Source organism: Ginsengibacter sp., from assembly GCF_057362405.1.
In genome coordinates this window covers 1-20,678 of the sequence record NZ_JBMQQG010000106.1, presented here as the reverse complement: position 1 = coordinate 20,678, position 20,678 = coordinate 1, and the positions used below count along the sequence as shown (strand labels likewise).

General features: G+C 35.0%; 18 protein-coding genes. 14 read left to right on the top strand and 4 right to left on the bottom strand.

Annotation, left to right across the window (positions count from 1 at the left end; genetic code table 11):
- Positions 1 to 150: 150 nt before the first annotated feature.
- Both ACO1O5_RS09055 and ACO1O5_RS09050 read left to right on the top strand, forming a co-directional pair.
- Positions 151 to 1,194 carry a Wzz/FepE/Etk N-terminal domain-containing protein gene (locus ACO1O5_RS09055; protein WP_486269526.1) on the top strand — a complete coding sequence of 348 codons (1,044 nt, stop codon included), beginning with the start codon at positions 151 to 153 and terminating at the stop codon, positions 1,192 to 1,194.
- Between the two features lie 52 nt (positions 1,195 to 1,246).
- A complete protein-coding gene (locus ACO1O5_RS09050; protein ID WP_486269525.1) occupies positions 1,247 to 2,338 on the top strand; it encodes an EpsG family protein in 1,092 nt (363 codons plus the stop codon).
- Between the two features lie 109 nt (positions 2,339 to 2,447).
- Here ACO1O5_RS09050 and ACO1O5_RS09045 read toward each other — a convergent pair whose 3' ends face one another.
- The 4 genes from ACO1O5_RS09045 to ACO1O5_RS09030 all read right to left on the bottom strand — a co-directional run bounded on the left by ACO1O5_RS09045 (position 2,448) and on the right by ACO1O5_RS09030 (position 6,753).
- Complete coding sequence (locus tag ACO1O5_RS09045) at positions 2,448 to 3,308, bottom strand: glycosyltransferase family 2 protein (protein ID WP_486269524.1); 861 nt, start codon at positions 3,306 to 3,308, stop codon at positions 2,448 to 2,450.
- 14 nt (positions 3,309 to 3,322) lie between these two features.
- Positions 3,323 to 4,066, bottom strand: coding sequence for a hypothetical protein (locus ACO1O5_RS09040; RefSeq protein WP_486269523.1), 744 nt, complete (start codon positions 4,064 to 4,066; stop codon positions 3,323 to 3,325).
- 133 nt (positions 4,067 to 4,199) lie between these two features.
- The gene (locus ACO1O5_RS09035) at positions 4,200 to 5,630 is read right to left on the bottom strand and encodes a hypothetical protein (RefSeq protein WP_486269522.1); all 1,431 of its coding nucleotides are present in this window, start codon (positions 5,628 to 5,630) and stop codon (positions 4,200 to 4,202) included.
- 64 nt (positions 5,631 to 5,694) lie between these two features.
- Positions 5,695 to 6,753, bottom strand: a complete 1,059-nt coding sequence (locus ACO1O5_RS09030; RefSeq protein ID WP_486269521.1) for a glycosyltransferase family protein — start codon at positions 6,751 to 6,753, stop codon at positions 5,695 to 5,697.
- 493 nt (positions 6,754 to 7,246) lie between these two features.
- On the opposite strand from ACO1O5_RS09030, the gene ACO1O5_RS09025 reads away from it, so the two are divergent.
- From ACO1O5_RS09025 to ACO1O5_RS08970, 12 genes are all read left to right on the top strand, one after another.
- Positions 7,247 to 8,068, top strand: a complete 822-nt coding sequence (locus ACO1O5_RS09025; RefSeq protein WP_486269520.1) for an ABC transporter permease — start codon at positions 7,247 to 7,249, stop codon at positions 8,066 to 8,068.
- A 3-nt stretch (positions 8,069 to 8,071) separates the two neighbouring features.
- Positions 8,072 to 9,280 (top strand): ABC transporter ATP-binding protein, encoded by a 1,209-nt coding sequence (locus tag ACO1O5_RS09020; RefSeq protein ID WP_486269519.1) that lies wholly within the window; start codon positions 8,072 to 8,074, stop codon positions 9,278 to 9,280.
- Positions 9,280 to 10,125, top strand: a complete 846-nt coding sequence (locus ACO1O5_RS09015) for an FkbM family methyltransferase (protein WP_486269518.1) — start codon at positions 9,280 to 9,282, stop codon at positions 10,123 to 10,125. The genes ACO1O5_RS09020 and ACO1O5_RS09015 overlap by 1 nt, the downstream gene beginning before the upstream one ends.
- Before the next feature lie 44 nt (positions 10,126 to 10,169).
- Positions 10,170 to 11,171 carry a glycosyltransferase gene (locus ACO1O5_RS09010; RefSeq protein WP_486269517.1) on the top strand — a complete coding sequence of 334 codons (1,002 nt, stop codon included), beginning with the start codon at positions 10,170 to 10,172 and terminating at the stop codon, positions 11,169 to 11,171.
- Complete coding sequence (locus ACO1O5_RS09005) at positions 11,164 to 12,123, top strand: glycosyltransferase family 2 protein (RefSeq protein WP_486269516.1); 960 nt, start codon at positions 11,164 to 11,166, stop codon at positions 12,121 to 12,123. Before ACO1O5_RS09010 ends, ACO1O5_RS09005 begins: the two co-directional genes overlap by 8 nt.
- Before the next feature lie 28 nt (positions 12,124 to 12,151).
- Positions 12,152 to 13,228 carry a glycosyltransferase gene (locus tag ACO1O5_RS09000; protein ID WP_486269515.1) on the top strand — a complete coding sequence of 359 codons (1,077 nt, stop codon included), beginning with the start codon at positions 12,152 to 12,154 and terminating at the stop codon, positions 13,226 to 13,228.
- Between the two features lie 85 nt (positions 13,229 to 13,313).
- Positions 13,314 to 15,197 (top strand): asparagine synthase (glutamine-hydrolyzing), encoded by a 1,884-nt coding sequence (asnB, locus tag ACO1O5_RS08995; protein WP_486269514.1) that lies wholly within the window; start codon positions 13,314 to 13,316, stop codon positions 15,195 to 15,197.
- The gene (locus tag ACO1O5_RS08990; protein WP_486269513.1) at positions 15,194 to 16,441 is read left to right on the top strand and encodes a glycosyltransferase; all 1,248 of its coding nucleotides are present in this window, start codon (positions 15,194 to 15,196) and stop codon (positions 16,439 to 16,441) included. Before asnB ends, ACO1O5_RS08990 begins: the two co-directional genes overlap by 4 nt.
- Positions 16,442 to 16,466: 25 nt before the next feature.
- The gene (locus ACO1O5_RS08985) at positions 16,467 to 17,630 is read left to right on the top strand and encodes a UDP-galactopyranose/dTDP-fucopyranose mutase family protein (protein WP_486269512.1); all 1,164 of its coding nucleotides are present in this window, start codon (positions 16,467 to 16,469) and stop codon (positions 17,628 to 17,630) included.
- 163 nt (positions 17,631 to 17,793) lie between these two features.
- Complete coding sequence (locus tag ACO1O5_RS08980) at positions 17,794 to 18,795, top strand: glycosyltransferase family 2 protein (protein ID WP_486269511.1); 1,002 nt, start codon at positions 17,794 to 17,796, stop codon at positions 18,793 to 18,795.
- Between the two features lie 81 nt (positions 18,796 to 18,876).
- Positions 18,877 to 20,214, top strand: a complete 1,338-nt coding sequence (locus ACO1O5_RS08975) for a hypothetical protein (protein ID WP_486269510.1) — start codon at positions 18,877 to 18,879, stop codon at positions 20,212 to 20,214.
- An 87-nt stretch (positions 20,215 to 20,301) separates the two neighbouring features.
- Positions 20,302 to 20,678 (top strand): carbapenam-3-carboxylate synthase domain-containing protein (locus tag ACO1O5_RS08970; protein WP_486269509.1); only part of this gene is annotated, 377 nt, incomplete at its 3' end.

Here is a 20,678-nt window from a genome sequence, read left to right as displayed (position 1 = left end):
CTAAAATAGGGAAGAATATTTACATATACTTAAATTGGCTTGTTCTAAAAAGCAGGCAATGGCATATGACCGAAATTGTAAGAAGATTTGTTTTAACTTGCCCCGCATAAGTATAACATTGCGGAATGTTTTTTAAATCAGGAAAAATATATGACAATATTGAATGATCAGGCTCCATTGCTACAACACTCATTCTTTAATTTTCTAAGATCGCTATTAAAAAAATGGTGGTTGTTTGGTATCGTTGGTTTGGTATTTGGGATAATAGGTTTTATTTACGCCTGGCAGCAAGAACCAAAGTATGAAAGCAACCTTACTTTCATACTTGATCAAGGCAATAACGGTTCGGGCGTATCGGGCGCGTTAAGCCTTGCGGCGCAATTCGGCTTTAATATAGGTGGAGGCTCAAACGAAATGTTTTCCGGAGATAACATCTTAGAAATAATAAAAAGCCGGCATATTGTAGAAAGTGTATTTCTGTCTGTTGATACATTCAATACAACACCTTATACATTGATTGAGTTTTACCGGCAAAAAATCCTTGAGGTAAATAATAAAAATGGTCCCACAAAAGGGCAAGTGCATTTTCCGGTGGGTACTACACGGGAATCATTAAATTATGGTCAGGATAGTGTATTGTACGCCACCTTTAGGAACTTTGTAAATTACGCGTTAGAAGCAGATCGGCCAGACAAGAAGCTTAGCATTTTCTCTATACGGGTTACGAGTGGTAACGAAAAATTTACAAAAGTATTTACTGATAAACTAATACATGCTACCGATAGCTTTTATACTGATATCTGCAGCAAAAAAGAAAGACAAACACTTGAAATACTTGAACAACGTGTAGCCTCTATGAAGGGTGGTCTCTCATCAAGTATAGCCAACAAGGCAGCATCGCAGGATGCCAATTTAAACCCTGCGTTTGCCGAGTCCCAGGTGCCTCTTCAAAAGCAACAGGTGAATATCCAGGTATATGGAACTGCATACGGGGAAATGTTCAAGAATCTTGAGCTGGCACGCTTTCAATACCTCAATAAAATTCCATTAATACAAATAATAGACCATGCCGACTACCCGATGAGGAAGATAAAAGCGAGTAAGCTAAAAACAGCGATTTTCTTTGCGTTTGCCGGTGCGTTTATGACATTTCTGTTCCTCTGGTTAATCAGGCTTTATAAAGGAATGCATTGATATATTTCAAACGAATTTAAAAGTTCTATTTAGCAAGTTAATTTTACTATAGATGTATATTTATTGTTTACTATTCATCCTCCTGGCTATAATTGCTGTAGAGTATGAGTTTAAGACGGTAAAAAATATTGATTTTATACTTGCAGTAATTGGAATTTTCTTGACGTTGTTTGTAGGTTTCAGGAATGTATCTGTTTCAAGGGATTATTTACCTTACCTTAACACTTTCAATTATATAGTACATGGCGGAAGTACAATCCAAGGAGCCTTGTTGCCGCTTTATGAGCCGGGATTTGTTTTTATTGTCAAAGTATGTTATAACATTTTTCATGATAATGCTCCGCTGGCTATTATGCTTGTTTTTGCCGCATTGAGTATTGGTATTAAATTTTTCGCTTTCCGTAAACTTGCCTTCAATCCATTTATTGTTCTCTTATTGTATTACAGTCATTATTTCTTTATTGAAGAAATGACCCAGATCCGTAATGGTTTGGCTTGTTCATTTTTTTTTCTTGCCATTTATTTCTATCTCAAAAATGATAAAATAAAAGTATTCACCTGCATACTGTTTGCAATACTTTTCCATAATTCAGCAATATTGTATCTGCTTTTATTTCTTATACGCAAAGACCAATTAAACCCGTGGTTGTATGGGACTATTTTTCTTGGAGCAATTGTCCTCGGTTTAATTAGATTACCATTATTGTCCTTTGTACTCCCCAACGTAGATCTTGCTCTGATTTCTACAAAGCTTACTACCTACGCGGATACCGCCGATACGTCAATGTATGATAAGATTAGATTTTTTAATGTGTTGAACACCTGTAATGTCTTGTTAACAGCTTATATTTTCTTCTATGCTATAAAATATAAGATTCAAGATACGAGACTCATCTTGTTTCTAAAATGTAATATCATCAGCATTTTCGTGTATGGCTTACTGATAGACATTCCTTCGATGGCAACAAGAACAACCGAGCTCTTTGGTGCGGTATTCCCTTTACTGTTTGCCTATCTCGTAACGCTGCCGCCGTTTAAAAAATGGAATATTCAGATTTTGATAGGAGTAGCCTGCATTTATTTTTACATCAACCTCTTTTATGGTGATTTGATGAACCCTTATGAGATTATCAGGCTTAAGTAACACAAAGGAGTCATAATAGCTAATTCTGATTTTCTTCAGGATAATATTATCCGTGTTCTCCCTATATGACTCTTGGATCGACATAGTATAATAATCCTTAAAAACGTGATTATATATACTTATACTTTTTCCTTAAGCCAAGCATACTGAGAATAAAATCAACCGTTAACAAAAAGTAATGGAACCTGTTTTGACTGAAGATAATAGCGTGGAAAATATTAGCTGAACCAGCCCTGAAATGCCTCTTTAATACCAATGCTACTCCTGAATAGAAGTAATACTTAGCAATTCTATTATCTGTTTTTAAGAGTTTCCGCTGTTTGATAAAGTAGTCTTTTTTTTCTGAAAAAAATTTATAATCAATGGTTCGATTACTTATTCCATTATTACAAAAACTCGATACTGTGTTAGCGACAAACTTTTTCTGCAACGAGCTATCTTCAAATATTTTCAGGTTCAGATCATAATCAGCTAAAATTTTATACTGCTGGTTATAACCTTTAAATTTTTCAAAAATAGATTTGCGATAAAATATGGCCTGATGGGGGATATTCAGTGCTATCAATTTTTCAAGGTCTGTTTGTTGACCAAGTATTTTACGTTCATTTTTTATAACCACTTTTCCGTAAATCAGGTCGGTATTTCTAAAATCGGCTGAATTAAAAATAGAAGCTATAACTCCCTTGCAAAGTTCATCATCTGCCCCCAGGAAAAGGAGCCAGGTTCCTGATGCGGCGGCAATTCCTTTGTTCATTGCATTATATATTCCATCATCTGGTTCGCTAATCCAATAGTGTATGCTTGTATTGTATTTTTTAAGCAAGTCTATAGTTCCGTCTGTGCTTCCTCCATCAATAATCACAAGTTCAATATCGTTGTAATCTTGTGTAACGATACTTTCTATAGCCTTGCTAAGTACAGGTCCCGGGTTAAATACCGGAATAATAACCGAAATTTTATCTCTAGCCATTTTTTAATTAACGATTACCGTATCACGATATAATATCGGATAAAATACTTTAACATGCGTGGGAAAAAATAAATAAATGATTTTTTGTAAGGCTTTCCTGTTGTTCCTGAAACTGCATAGAGCCTGGGATAATACCTAAAAATATAAAAAACTATATTTTCGCTTATCGCTGATAAAACGGCTTTTGCAAGGGCATGTTCAAAATAAATTCTCTTTGAATCATTAAGAATTGAGGCATACTTAAAGAGAAATGTTTTGGCAAAAAAAGGCTGGAAACCAAAAATGCAAGATTGGGAATTTGTAAAATTATTGGTAAGATCTGCTATCAATTCCGCATCTGGATGCTTTTTGTAAAAATTAATGAAATCACCTGCGTTTGAAATTTTATAACGACCTGTTATTTTAAACACAAAAGAAGTTTCCCTGATAAATGATGAGTTGTTAATAGCAAATTCGATACAGCGCATTTCGCCAAGGCCTTTACCAAATTCAACAGGATAATTATTCCCATTGAAACAAAGTACCTCAAGCCGCTCGTTTTTAATTTGGTCAGTAAAATGGACTGATAAATCCTCATCAGAATTTTCCACAAATACCACTGGATAATTATAAGTTCCGAGGTAGTGATTTATTGTATCAATGTAATCAGCTTTTCTTTTTTCGGGGTCATTTAATAATGTAAAATCCTTATTATACGTATTAACGGTTGCCGTTAAAAGCAAAATGATATTATTATTTTCAGTAGAAGTCTTGCGCACGAAATGGAATAATTTTTAACTTAAGAGCAAAATAATCTAATTATGCAGTAGGGCTTTACACCTTTTGATTTACCGTGTAAATTTAATTGAGTTCTTTAAGAGGACAACATTGAAACTATGTTTAATTAAAAAATTATTGTAATACATAAACTGCAGATGATTCAGTTTTGTTTTCATATTCATTTATAATAACCAGGATGCCTTTATCAAAGGAAGGCAGGCCTACATTGGTAATTGAATTGAAGGGAGCAAATTGTTTTGTGAGGACATTATTTACATATATAAAAGTAGAGGCAGGTAGTTTATTTCCAAAATTAATATTCAGCTTTTCTAACTTCCGATTCCAATTGAAATCAAAAGCTATTTCATTTTTGTTTTTGTTGATATTGCTGTAATATCCTTGCTTAGTGTTAATATTTTTATCAGCAATATTATCAATAAACGAACTTGCCAATCTATTTTTAACTGTAATATCCCGTTTGTTAACTGTAATATCCCGTTTTACAAAGGCTGATTTATTTTCCTGCAACATCGTTGATATGGTGTCATTTGAATTGCCATTCCACCAATTAAATCGTTCGCTGTAAAACCATACATACTTATCACTGGAAGCAAGAGCAAATTTTATATTTTCATTAAGCCATTTCCATTTGGTGTCCCTTTTCAATCCTCTCTCGAATGAAGGGGTGGCGCCTATCAAACCATCGTAAAAAACAGGTTGCGCTATCTCAATATTTTTGGATTCTTTTTTTGATTTTTCAGAATTCAATAATTCAAGCATAGTTTTTTTAAGGAGCGCTTTTGCCTCTAAAAATTGAGAGGGCTTGGTATTCCAATATGAATACTCGTCCCCGTCTGTTATGATTACATTTTTATTTTTATTTTCCAGGATGCCTTCAATAAATGATATTAATAAAATATGGCGTGTTTTGCCAAGCGGAGTATATTTTTTTTCCTGGGCGATAAGGCTGGCTATCCATATGGAAATAAAATTGAATGATTTTTTTATGCTTTGTAAAGAAGCAATAAATTGTTGTCCCCTTTGTCTTACACGATTTTGAACTTCCGTAAGTGTCCTACCCGGATATTGCTCAGGAGAGAATGTCCATGGGTTAAATAATTTATTTTCATAATAATACTCAGGGTCAAAAAATACCCCGGATAAATTTCCTATTTTCATTGCTTTTGATAAATTGGCCATATTAGCTCTTATGTTTCGCCATGCTGTGTCATTAAACCAATTTCCACCTAATTTGCTAAAACCTCTAAGTATAATAAAATTGTTGGAATACTTCCCCCAATTAAGCAACGGCAGCTTTTTAAATTGGAAATAACTATCCTTTTGTAAAGACGTATCGAACGCCTCCATAATATTTCTTTTTAGAGAAAAGCATACCCCGTCAAAAGGTGTATTTTGCATTGAGTCAAGCCGGTTGCTTAGTTGAGTTACATCAGGATAATCCCACCCGAATTCAACGATTTTTACATTTTGCGCATTAACCTGCATCATTAGGACCAGTAGGAAAATGACAAAAAAAACCAGCTTTTTAAAGGGATTAAACATATATATGGCTTATCGTTAATTGCGCGCAAGATAGCCGTTAATTTATTTTAGCTGTAAAAAGCAATTAGCCATTGCCGTTGGTAATTCGTTTAAAGACGCCTTGCCAAATTAAATCTAAAGCGACATCGGAGTAATTGCTCTGCACAAAAGCCCTATTTTTTTTTGCAAGAGATTCCCGCTCTTCCGGCTTCATTTCTTTTATTTGTTGAATTTTGGCAATCCATTCATCATCATCCAAACAATATAATTTTTCACCGGCGCTATCCATAACTTCTTTATAAGCAGGTGTTGCCGATACAACAGTTGGCAGCCCGGTAAACCAAAAAGAAATTAACTTATTGGCAGGTTTATACCACCCAAATAGATTTTTTTTATTAAGAGGAATAATTCCACAATCGCACTCACTGAATACTTTATTGTTAGTATTTAAATCCCACTTGTGATATATAGTTGTAATGGGTAACTGCGTCAATATTTTATTTACATCGCTATTAATTAATTTCCCATACATGGGATATTTTTCTGTAGTAATAACATGCAATTCGCAGTACGAGTTGAGATTTCTAAAGACTTCTTTAAAATGTAAAAAATGTGGTAAGACTGCACTCTGCCCTTCCCAAACCAATTTCAATTTATTCTTTATTGAAAAATCGGTTTTGATGAATCTGTATTCGTTTTCCATATAATCGAGACTTACTATTACATCATCATTCCACTGTTCAATATTTTTTTTTAATTCTGTACTTGAACAGAGGACGACATCAGCAATTTTCAGCCACTTCACGATAAGCCTCTTATGATTGAAATAAAGTAATGTTTCTTTCCTCAATATAAACCAGCCAACGCCCTTGAATAATGTGTTGAAAATGTTCGATGAAAAAATTAAACTATCCACCATTTCAAACATAAACTTCGTTCTTGGATGTTTCCTCTTGTAAAGAAGCCACTGGCTAAGGTTAGCCGGAGCAGTTAATAAGATAATATCGTACTCCCTATTTTTATCGGCTATTTCGAACGGAACATTATTTCTTTTTGCAAAATAAGGAAACCTGCGGCGGTCTCCTGGTTGAGATAAATCAGGCAAATAGGGAACATAACCTATTTTTAGTTTTTTAAAATCCATACATCGTTTTGTAAACTATTAAAGCCGGTGTTAATCTCACGAATAAAACCATAAACTTTTTCAAATATAGTACGGAAATGATTATTCGTGCTTCACAATAAAAGGTTAGTTAACAATCATTTCTGAAAAATATAAAAATAGTGAATTGGATTATTCATTCAATTTCAGCAATAGGCAAAAATATTTCTCTACTTGTTTTACAATCTCGCACCAAAAAATTCGTTATTTGTATGGACCAAGAATTCTTACACAATGACCCCTAAGCCTTATTGTTTGCAGGGAACTGCATGCATAAAATATTTTAATGCCGTTAACAAGCACGTTCATTTATCGGAAACTAACTGCATAAATTTCCTTTTTAAATGGCCTTACATTCATAAAAATGTAATTTTAAGCAATCTCCCGGCGAAAAATCCAGCCGATCATTTTACTTCTATAAAAAAAATTTGGTTAGTCGTTCTGGGTATTTTTTCATTTTTTCAAATCTCATTTGATGATTGAATACGAAATAAGGCCTCAAAATAAGTTCTCACTAGGGTTAAAGGAACTATGGAAATATCGTGAGCTATTTTATTTCTTTACCTGGCGTGATGTAAAAGTAAAATATAAACAGGCGGTACTTGGGATTTTATGGGCCATATTACAACCGTTGGTAATGATGCTGATGTTCACCCTTATATTTAGTAAAGCGTTAAATGTGAGTAGTGATGGAATACCTTACCCTGTCTTCGCCATTAGCGGATTGCTTATCTGGAACATCTTTAGTAACGGCCTTATTAATAGCGCAAATAGCATGGTGACAAATGCGAACATCATAAAAAAAATATATTTCCCGCGGCTCATAATACCAATGAGCGCCATTTTAACCGCTTTGGTTGATTTTGTTTTTGCCTTGATTATCTACGCTGCAATTCTTGTTTATTATCACCAGGAGGTAAGTATGGTAAAATTATTTCTATATCTTCCGCTAAGCATTTTAATTACTGTTATAACCACTTTTGGACTTGGTACTTTCCTTGCTGCGTTAAATGTAAAATACAGGGATTTTCAATATATTATTCCGTTTATGATTCAGTTTTTATTATTTGCTAATCCTGTATTGTATTCCTCTAAAGCATTTACCAACCCGGTTATAAACGGGCTTATGAGAGCGAACCCTATTGCATCTGCAATCCAACTATGCAGGAGTATATTTACAGGTATTGAAGTTGATTGGCAGGCAATAATGTTTGGAAGTATAGTAGCTGTATTATTATTATTAGCCGGCGTATATACCTTTAGAAAGACGGAAGCATATTTTGCAGACTTAGCATAATGTATGAAACCAATTTTAGAAATACAACATATTACCAAACAGTTCATACTGGGAGAAAAGCAGGAAGGCTATCTCGCATTAAGAGATTCTATTGCCAATCCTTTTAAGAAAAAAGAAGACAAGGGTAGCGCCTTTTTTGCCTTAAACAACATAAGTTTTGATGTTTATCCCGGCGAGAGTATTGGAATAATTGGAAAGAACGGCGCCGGTAAAAGCACATTATTAAAAATACTAAGTAAAATAACGCCGCCAACAAGTGGTAAAATAATCTGCCGTGGAAGAATAGCCAGTTTGCTGGAAGTGGGTACGGGTTTTCATCCTGAATTGAGCGGACGTGAAAATATTTATATGAATGGAAGCATCCTTGGAATGCGAAAAAGTGAAATTAAAACTCATTTCGATGCTATTGTAAATTTTAGCGGGGTAGAAAACTTCCTCGATACGCCTCTTAAACGTTATAGCAGCGGAATGCAACTTCGATTAGCCTTTGCGGTTGCTGCACACCTTGAACCTGAAATTTTAATTATTGATGAAGTACTAGCTGTTGGCGATGCAGAGTTTCAAAAGAAATGTTTAGGCAAAATGAACGAAATAAGCAAGAGTGGAAGAACAGTCTTGTTTGTAAGTCACGATATGGGTGCTGTACAGAATTTATGCGAAAATTCTGTATTGTTACATTTCGGGAAAGTCGAAAGGAAAGGGCCTACCTCTGATGTAATTGATGAATACCTGTTAAACGCTAATCTTAATAATAAATGGGAACAGCTTAAGAGTATGGACAAACCTCATTTCTCAAAAATTGAAGCTATTATAAATGGTAAACAGCCAAATATTGTGTTGCGAATTGATTTCACCATTAACAGTCCTGCAGAAATGCAGCCGTCCTTTGTAGCTTTTGATATAGCTAATAAAAGAGGAAATGTAATCGGCCAGTCAATCCCCAACAACAATCCGTTTATATGTCTGACAAAAGAAAAAAGAGAATATTCAGTAAATATTGATATTAATGGTTTTGTGCCTAATGATTACGTGATAAGCGCCTGGATAGGGCCTCACAATTCTACTACTTATGATCTTCAAAAGGAGATCGTTGGTTTTTCAATAACAGAGTCGCCGCAGGAAGGAAGAATTTTCCCCCATACCGCTGATCACGGCAATATAATATTGCAATCAGAAGTTTCGGGCAAATTCCAAAAAATAAATCTTAGCTAATGATTAATAGGTTTATTAGTAAACTGCCTTTGCCGGATAAATTAATTTTTTTCAGTGGCAAATTTTTTAATAAAATCGGTAGCTGGATTTTAAGCTACAAAAAATTTGGCTTCTGGCAATTTCATTATAATAAAATGGAATTTCAGAAAGTCGATATTGATTTTGATGGTAAAGAATTATTTTATAAAAAGGATAGTGTTAAAGCCTTAGCAAGAAGGTCGGGAAGCGATTCTTTAGTATTTGAAACTGTAATCGTACAAGAAGAATATAAAGCGGCTGTTGATATTTTTTTTCTCAATAATATCGAATTAAATACTTTCTTAGATCTAGGCGCTAATATTGGTTTAACCTCTGTGTATGTCAAAGAAAAATTTCCAAACGCTAAAGTTATTGCGGTAGAGCCAGACAAAAATAACTATGAAATGATGCTGAGAAATTTTGAGCTTAATACGCTTTCAAATACGTTCCCACTTATGGCTGCTGTGGGCAAAAAAGATGGATTTATGGATACCGATAACGGGATAAGAGATAAAGAAAACTGGGCCATTTCCTTTAAAGAAGCCAATTGTCCAACTGAGATTGTATCTTATTCGATACCTGCACTTTTAGATAAATATTCCTTGCAGGAAATAGACTTTTTAAAAATGGATATCGAAGGTACAGAAAAGGCCATTTTTGAAAATGGTGCAGATATTTCTTTTTTGAACCAAATAAAAGTACTCGCAGTTGAAATTCATGACGAATTTAATTGCCGTAGCGACATTTATAAAGTTCTTAAAGAAAATAATTTTGTTGTTTTCAATAGTAATGAAACTACTATAGCCTTTAAAAAAACCCTATTTTGAACATTTACCATACAATAAATTGAATCTTTTTAAGGAGCTTCACAATGGATATTTCAATAATCATTTGCACATATAATCCTGAAGAAAGAATTTTCAGCCGCTGCTTAAAGGCAATTCAAAACTTCGACACAACTGGATTAGATATTGAAGTATTGCTTGTAGATAACAACAGCTACCCTGCACTCAATACGATCGATTATATAACAAAATTTTTAAACAATAATAGCAACGCGAGATATATAAAAGAAGAAAGGCCGGGATTGACATATGCACGTATAGCTGGGTGGCTCAAGGCTAGCGCTCCCATAATCATTTTTTTTGACGACGATAACGAACCTTCCAAAAATTATGCGGTTGACGCACATAATATTTTATCAAAAAGAAATGAAATCGGATTGATCGGTCCCGGAATTATTGATGTAGATTTTATTGATGGCTCCAACAAATGGCTTGAAACGGAGCGTCCTCTTTTTCAGCAAATAGTTTTGTCCGAGGAGATTTATAATAATAACAAAACTTCGTATGAAGAATGTTACCCCTTTGGGACAGGACTCATTGCCAGAAAAGAAGTCATGCAAAAATATTATGATATCGTAAGCAATCAAAAAGAGATATCAGATAGAAAAGGAAACTCGCTAGTTGGTGGTGGCGATATGCAGATTGTCTGGTGCGGTATAAAAATAGGCTACTATGCGGGAAGAACGCCATTGCTAAAAATAGTTCATATTATTCCCGGAAATCGAACGACTACAAAGTATATTAAGAAACTTTCCTACTCCCTTGGCTATTCTTCTGTTAAAACCAAATTGGGCATTTTCCCTGAAGATGAGAATAAGGTAAAATCGGAGAAAAAAACTTTCTTTAGTTTCTGTTTTCTTATGATGAAATACTTTATTGTACATTCCTATCACCCAAAAAAATTATTGATAAGAGACGTACCCAATTTAATCGGGAACGCATCAGGCTACTACTTTGCCTTTGAAGAAAAGAAGCCTCGTTGGCTAAATATAACCGAAAAAATATTTGGGCTTCATCATCATGAATAATTCAATAAATCCGATATTGGTTTCTATTATTATTGCTACCTGCAATAGAGAAAATATCCTCTGGGAAACAGTGGAAAAGGCCTGCGTGGTAATTGAAAATAGAGATGCAGAGATAATCATAGTGAACGACGGCGATCAGCCACTAAAAATGCCAGTAGAATTCAGGCATAAAATAAAATATTTTGACAACAATAAAAGAGGAGTTTCTGCAGCAAGAAATTATGGCGTTTCAAAATCAACCGGCACCTTTTTATTTTTTGTAGACGATGATATGTGGATCAACAAGGAGGCTATGCAATGGATCACCGGACAAATGAAAGAAGAAAAGAATACAAAAGCCGTATATAATTTAAATTGGGAATATCCACAATCTTTGCAACTGAAACTTTCAAAAACTAAGGTTGGTAACTTTATTTTAAATGCACGCTATAATACTATGTGGGGGAGGATGCATGAAAGAGGTGCAAAACCGACAAAAGGATTGTATAAATTCCAACATGTTGCGAGTGGCTCGTTGGTGATGCATAGAGATATTTTTTATTTGGTTGGGGGCTATAACGAGTCTTTAATTTTCCAGGGAGAAGATATTGATTTATCAACGCGGTTGAATAAACTTTCTATTCCAATATATTGCGTTTTCGACATCACTTTGTTTCACAATCATGCCGATCGACTTGACCTTCCCGGCTATATTAATAGATTAAGTAATGGTTATAGATCCCAGTTCCTTGCAGAAAAGACCGGACTTATTTCCGTTACATTTAAAGGATATAAAACGATTAAAATCCTGTTGTTTGAAATTTTAAGAGTATCAGAGAATTTCTGGATTTTACTTCATAAGTTGATACCCAACAATAAAATTTTTAAGCCTTTTACTAACAGGTTGACAGGTTCTCTATCCTCATTGCAACAATATAAACAATGGAAAATTATCTGTTCTGATGCAAAATGATCGTTTTACTGACTAGCTCCGTGTAAAAGTGAAAAAAACTATTATTCATATCATTGATTCTCTTGGAAGGGGTGGTGCCGAAATAATGCTTGTGGAACTTCAAAAAGATCTAAGCGAATCATATGACGTAGTTCTGGTTACTCTAAATAATATTCTTGATTTTGAGCCAGATGAATTTAAGTATGAAAAAAAGTACTGCCTCAATTATCACTCGCTGAAAGATTTACCCATAGCGATTTTACGGCTTAAAAAAATAATTAGAATGCATAAGCCGGATCTTATCAGGACTGATTTATTTGTGAGCACTATTTTAGGTAGATTGTCCTGCCCCGAAAATATTCCCCTTATTTTTTGCGTTCATAGCATCATTAGCAAAGATGCATTTGATAAAAATCGATTAGCCCTTTACGTAGAAAAGCTGACATATAAAAAACGGCATGTGCTTCTGGCCGTATCTGAGGCAGTATTAAATGACTACAAAAAAGACATTCCAATAAAAGGGAAAAGTTTTGTTCTTAATAATTTTATTAATAGTAATTTTTTTAACCAGGAATATAGTTTTAGAATTAATTCACAGAACAAAATACGTCTAATAGCCGTCGGTAATTTGAAAGAGGCAAAAAATTACGAATTCCTTCTTGAAACAATTCAAAAAATCAAGGGAAAGGTTGCGGTAACATTAGATATTATTGGAGAAGGCGAACTGTCAATAAAACTGCAGGAGATAATTGATAAAAATGATTTGCCGGTAAAACTTCTTGGCAAAAAATTAAGTATCTATAAGTTACTCCCCTTGTATACTGCTTTTATTATGTGTTCTCATCATGAAGGATTTGGCAATGCACCTGTAGAAGCTATGGCCATTGGCCTACCTTTAATACTTAATGATACTCCGTCAATGAGGGAGATGTCAAAAGGAAATGCCTTTTATTTTGAATCAAACAGTCACAAAAGCTTGGGGCAATTACTTATGAGTTTAAAAGACAGGAAGGAAGAACTATCATCATTTTCTGAAAAGGGGAAAATTATTGCAAATAAGCATTACACAAAGGAAAAATACCTGGACAGGCTTTTGGATATTTACAAAGAAGTAATTACAAATTAAGTTAGAAAATAAATTTAATGTTTATTTCATTTTCATTGCAACGAGGTTTTAATAATTGCTACAATAGAAGTAAATCAATTTAACCATGTGTGGCATAACTGGATATATTTCGCTAAACAATTCTATTCAATCTCATCAATTGAAGGAAGCTACAACCTTATTGCAGCACAGGGGACCTGATGCCGAAGGATTTTATTTTTCAGAAGATAACCGGGTAGGGTTAGGTCACCGGCGTTTATCCATTTTAGACTTGTCCACTTCTGCCGATCAACCGATGTTATCTTCTGACGGAAGATATGTTATTGTATATAATGGAGAGGTGTATAACTATAAAGAGCTCACCTTTCAACTAAAAGACAAAGGCGCCTCTTTGAACACGACTTCAGATACAGAAGTAATATTGGAATTATTTGCTGAACAGGGCGTGCAATGCTTTAAACAATTAAATGGCATGTTCGCTTTGGCCATTTACGATATTCAAAAACACCTTCTTACCATTGCACGGGACCATGCAGGCATAAAACCTTTATTTATTTATTATGCCGATGGTGATTTCATTTTCGCATCAGAACTAAAGGCGATTCAATCCATAAAAAAGTCCCAGCTTAGTATCAATAAAAAAGCAATCCCCTACTTTTTGCACCTGGGCTTCATTCCTCATCCTCTAACTATTTATAATAATACTGAAAAATTTCCTGCGGCACATTGTCTTCAGATTAGTAGTTACGATAAAACTTTTTCAAATCTAAATACCAGAACCTCATCCTTCTGGCATTTGGAATCAAAAATTGAATCAAATTCACTTAACGATGAAAAGGAGGCAAAACAAAAACTAAATGACTTATTATCTGATTCTATCGAAAAGCAATTAATCAGCGATGTTCCCTTAGGCACCTTTTTAAGTGGGGGCATTGACAGCAGCCTGGTTACGGCAATTGCAAGCAAAGTAAATAATGAAAAAATAAATTCATTCAGTATAGCTATCGATGATGGAAAATTTAACGAATCAAAATATGCCAGGCAGGTTGCAACCCATTTGCAAACCCAACACCATGAGTTTAGTGTTAAGGAAAGAGAAGTGCTGGAATTGATTGACGCATTGATACCGGTATACGACGAACCATATGCCGACTCCTCCGCTTTGCCAACAATGATGGTGAGCAGGTTGGCAAAAACACATGTAACGGTGGCGCTTAGTGGCGATGGGGGCGATGAATTATTTATGGGTTACGGTATGCATTTGTGGGCGAAGAGACTTTCGCAAAAATGGGTATCGCCTGCAAGAAGCGGCTTATCTGCTGCTTCAAAAATAATGAGCAGCAAATATCGTCGTGCCGGTAACTTGTTTGACTATGACAATAAAAAAAATATCAGGAGCCATATTTTTTCGCAGGAGCAGTATTTTTTTAAAGAAAATGAGTTACACGATATTTTAATCCATGAACCATTTGATTTTGAAAAAATAAATTCGGACACACCCACCGGCAGAAAATTAAATGCGGAAGAACAACAGTCGCTCTGGGATTTTAATTATTATCTTCCGGATGATCTGCTTGTAAAAGTGGATAGGGCATCTATGCATTATTCACTCGAAACGAGAGTTCCGCTATTGGACTACCGGATTATTGAATTTGCGTTTAACCTTAGTAGTGAGTTGAAGATAAAAAATAAAACGATGAAATATCTTCTGAAGGAAGTATTATACGACTATGTGCCCAAACAAATATTCGATAGGCCAAAACAGGGCTTTAGCATTCCATTAGTGAAATGGCTAAAAACTGACCTTAACTATCTGCTCGAAAAATACACATCACATGAAATAATTGAACAACATAACCTCCTGAATTATTCCATCGTTGAGAAATTAAAGAAAGAGTATTTGAGTGGTGTGGAATATTTATTTAACAGGCTTTGGGTAATAATTGTATTGCACTGGTGGTTGGAAGAAAATAATCTAAAAGGGTCATGAGCAAAAAAAACATTCTGTTTATTTCTTATGATGGCATGACTGATCCACTTGGCCAAAGCCAGGTTATTCCCTATTTGGCAGGTTTATCAAAATTTGGTTATCATTTTACAATACTAAGTTGTGAGAAGCCCGCAAGATTTCAGAAAAACAAAAATGATGTAGAAGCAATACTGGAACGTTATTCCATAAAATGGGTTCCGATCGCCTATCATAAGAAACCACCTGTTTTGTCGTCCATATATGATGTAGCCATGCTAAAAAGAAAGGCTGCGCAATTACACGCTATTGCAAAATTTGACATGGTTCATACGCGGGCTGGCGTTCCTTCGCTTATTGGTTTGTGGATGAAAAAAAAATTCGGTGTAAAATTTTTACACGATATGAGAGAGTTTTATGCGGATAGTCGTATAGACGGAGGTATGTGGAACATAAATAATTTTTTATATAAACCTATTTACAATTATTTCAAACGAAGAGAAGATGAAGAAGTGAAGATGAGTGATGGCATCGTTTGCCTTACTTATGCCGCCGAAAAAATTATTAAAGATTGGCCTCAATATAAGAATGAAGTCATTCTTGAAGTTATTCCCTGTAGCACAGATATGTCACTTTTTGACCCGGGAAAAATAAATTCCGAACAGAAAGACAACTTAAAAAAGGAACTAAACATTTCCGAAAATGACTTCATTGTTAGTTATCTCGGCTCCATTGGAGGCTGGTATCTTACCAATGAGATGATGCAGTTCTGCAAAAGTATTTCTGATAAAATTCCCAATGCAAAGTTTCTATTTATCTCGCCACACGAACCTGGAACTATTTTGGCGGTCGCGAAAAGATTCGATATCGCAGAAGAAAAGATAATTGTAAAAAATGCGCAAAGAAACGAAGTTCCTCTTTTGCTTTCTACAAGTAAGTATTCAATATTTTTTATTAAGGCATGCTACTCCAAACAATCATCGTCTCCAACCAAACATGGCGAAATAATGGCAATGGGAATCCCGGTCGTTACCAATTCAGGGGTGGGTGATGTGGCCGAAATCGTAGAAAAATATCAGTCTGGTATTGTTATTAAAAATCTGGACAAAAATAATTATGATAGCTATGTAGAAAGATTATGCACCACAAATTATGATGCTAATAGAATAAGAGCAGGTGCACAGGCGTTCTATTCTCTAGAAAATGCAATTCAAAAATATTTGAAAGTGTATGATCACATTTTGGACGACAGAAGTATCGTGCACTGACTTTAATAATAGTATATGTTAATTTATGTCCACTAGGTTTTTAATAATAGGAGCTGGCTTTTCCGGCGCTGTTTTAGCTCACCGGCTATCAGAACTTCAGCAAGACTGCAGCATTGATATCTGGGAAGAAAAATCTCACATTGCAGGCAATTGTTATACCGAGAGAGATGCGGAAACTGGCATTATGGTTCATCGTTATGGTCCCCATATTTTCAATACAGACAGAAAGGAAATATGGGATTTTGTAAACGGATTTATCGAATTGCAGCCCTTTGCACATAAGGTAAAAGCCGTTTATAACGGACAAGTGTACTCGCTACCCGTAACGCTTCACACCATCAACCAGTTTTTCAAAAAAACATATTCACCGGCAGAAGCAAAAGCATTTATCGAAAGTTTAGCTGATAAGAATATAATTGAACCTCAAAATTTTGAAGAGCAGGCTTTGAAATTTATCGGCCTTGATCTTTATAGAGCTTTCTTTTATAGTTATACAAAAAAACAATGGGGCTGCGAACCTTCTGAATTACCGGCTTCTATTTTAAAGAGATTGCCGGTAAGATTTAATTATGAAGACAGTTATTATAACAACCCGCTGGTAGGAATTCCCCGGGAAGGATATACCAAATTTGTTGAAAAATTAATAAACAGGAAGAATATTCAGCTTACGCTTAACAGGAAATTTTTGCCGGGAGATGACTATTCTTCTTATTCGCACATTTTTTTTACAGGTCCTATTGACGCATTCTTCAATCACAAATTTGGGAGACTGGGCTACCGCACAGTTACCTTTGAACCGTTTTATGCTGAAGGAGATTACCAGGGAACTGCTGTAATGAATTATTGTGATGAATCGGTAACGCATACACGAATTACCGAACACAAACATTTTACTCCATGGGAAAAACATGATAACAGTATTTGCTTTAAAGAATACAGCAAAGAGACTACTGAAAACGACATCCCATTTTATCCTAAAAGACTTGCTTCGGATAAGAAACTCCTGAATCTATATAGAGACCAGGCTGAGAACCTAACAAACGTTTCCTTTTTAGGAAGGTTAGCGACTTACAGATACATGGATATGCATCATTGCATTTATGAGGCATTAACATTTGCGCAACAATTTATGTTAGCTAATAGAAATGGCGCGAAACTTCCTGTGTTTCCAAATATTGAATCCAATTAAAATCGCTGCTTCTTTTTGCTGAGCAGTTAATTAACTCCCCAAAAAATTCTTGCTTGCCAATCGGTTAACATAACCTTTTCTCTTACAAACTAACAATAACAGCCCACTCATCTACGTTATTGTTTATACTATCCATAATTCTAAAAACCAAATTTCCAACCCTATGGACAAGGTTATAGCTGTGGTTGTTACATACAACCGGCAATTTTTGCTTGCGCAATGTATTGATGCTTTGAGAAATCAAACGCGAAAAGTTGACAAAATACTGGTGATTAATAATGGCAGCACAGATCATACTGAAACATGGTTGAGAAGCCAGGCTGATATTGAATTTATTACCCAGGAAAATGTAGGCGGTGCAGGCGGCTTTTATACAGGCATAAAAACCGGTTTTGAAAAATTGTATACCTGGGTGTGGCTAATGGATGACGACGGATACCCCAAGGCAGATGCACTTGAAATGCTGCTTGAAGGCGATACCGAAGAGTTGTGTTTGAGGAATTGTTCAGTAATAAATAAAGATGATAAAAAAAGCTTTGTGTGGAAAACCGGAAATTATTCCAATCTGGATGAAGTAAAAGATCCCGTTATTAAAAACGTCGCTCATCCGTTTAATGGAACATTACTGCATAGGAAAATTATTGAAAGGGTAGGCTTTCCAAAAGCTAACCTATTTTTATGGGGAGATGAAACCGAATATTACCAGCGTATCATCAGTAAAAATAAAATACCATATTACACCAAAGCCAACAGCATTCATTACCACCCGGCGTGCGCTTATTCGTATAAAAACGACTGGAATTTAGCAACAAATTGGAAGATGTATTTTTACGTACGTAACCGGTTCAGTATCCTAAAAACCAGGTTTAGCAAAAGCCTGCCAATAGCACTAATTATGTATTGTGGATTTTTAACAGCATTTGCAGCAACCATAATTGTTTTTCAAAAAACAAATAAATTAAAAAAGCTCGGGTTTATTTTATGGCCAATGAAGGATGCCTTAGCCAACAATTTTACAGCAACTCCTTCTCTTATTTTACAAAGAATATCCTCTTCTTCGACTTACAGCCCAGGCAATTATTTTTTTAACCAGGTTAGGCATTTAAGAAATTTTATTTTACCGTTCTCGTCTTCGGGTATCGTTAAATTGAAAAAAGCACAATAGAAATACGTATTTTAAATCGCGAAAAAAATTTCCGGGATGGGTTATGGTGACTTAATATTATTTCCTGTTTTTCTTATAATAATGAGTCTATTTTTTAGGGTTATCAGAAATAGATATGATGATCCCATATTAAAGAAATACCATCGTCAGGGATTTTGGGTAAAGATGTTAGGATGTTTTGCTTTCTTTACTTACAGCGTTTACCTGTCACCGGGAGATTCTATTGGTTTATATCAGAAAGAGGGTAATAATATTTATCACCTTATTTTACACGACTCAAGTCACTTGCAATGGATATTTCAAAAGGGAAAATATTTCGATGAATCATTTCTGAAAGATCCTTATAATGCCGGTTATTTCAGATCGGAGGCAAATTTTATGGTAACAAGAATTGTTACACTTCTTTCTTTCGTTACCCTTGGAAGATATGCTGCAACTAGCGTCCTATTTGCATGTATTGCATTTTCAGGAGTATGGAAGCTGTTCTTGTTTTTTTACGAACAGTATCCACCCATGCACAAAAGATTTGCAATCGCCATATTGTTCTTCCCCACTTTTGTATTCTGGAGCGGTGGGGTTTTAAAAGATACATTATGTATTGCTTCACTTGGCTGGGTTACCTACGCACTTTATGAGTTGCTGTACAGAAAAAAGGGGCTGATTAAAAATTCGATCATTTTATTTGTCTTTGGCTATCTCCTTGCCATCATCAAAGTTTATATTCTTATCTCATATGTGCCATTTTTTATTCTCTTTATTGTTCTTAGAAACATCCAGGGAATAAAGAATACATTTTTAAAATATTTAATTGCACCTGTGTTAATTGCAAGTTGCATGTTTGGTTTCACGAAAGTCCTGGATTCGTTTGATCAGGAATTAGGAGCTTATTCAGCTGAAGACGTTACTTCGAGTATTAAACATCTTAATGGCGCCTTTAAAAAAATGGATGGAAATGAAACAGCTGATTCTAATTTCGACCTCGGTGTTGAGTTTGACGGAACTTTCCAGGGGCTTATAAAACTAGCTCCCGTAGCAATTTTTACAACATTCTTCCGGCCCTATCTTTGGGAATCGCATAAAATATCTCAACTTCTCGCCTCGCTGGAAAGCTTGGTACTTTTTTTCTTTACCATCTACGTCGTCTTCAAAAGTGGACTCAGGTATTTCCTCAAAATGGTATTAACTGATCCGCTTATTATGTATTGTTTCCTGTTTTCTCTTGTTTTTGCCATGTTTGTGGGCGCAAGTACTTTAAATTTTGGCACGCTGGTCCGGTATAAAATTCCATGCCTCCCTTTTTATACAATTTCATTGTTTCTAATTTACGAAAAAGTGAAACAAAAAGCTGCCAGGAAGATTTTAGCAATTGGAAATGCTCCGGCCGCTTCTGAAACAATTTTATTTCAGATCGCAACCTGACTAAGATCCCGGATTCATCATTTGTTTTGCGTTTTCTTTTCACAAATATTAAGATTATTTTGCACGATATAAAATTCAGTAATACTAATGTGCGGCATTGCGGGAACCATTAAATGCGGCTTTTCATACGAAAAAGTAATCAAAACAATGGGTCACCGCGGCCCCGATGAGCACTATGGATACCAATACCAAAATGTAAATTTTTTTCATCTCCGACTTTCTATCCTCGACATTACCGGCGGCAAACAACCCATGCAAATGGATGATAAATACACCATTATTTTCAATGGTGAAATTTATAACCATGCAGAAATACGCCATCAATTTAATTTGAAAGGTAAAACTTCTTCAGATACTGAAACGTTGCTGCTCTTATATGACAGGTTTGGTGCAGAATTTCTTCAGTATCTCGATGGCATGTTTGCTTTTGTTATTCATGATAGAATCAAAAACGAACTTTTTAT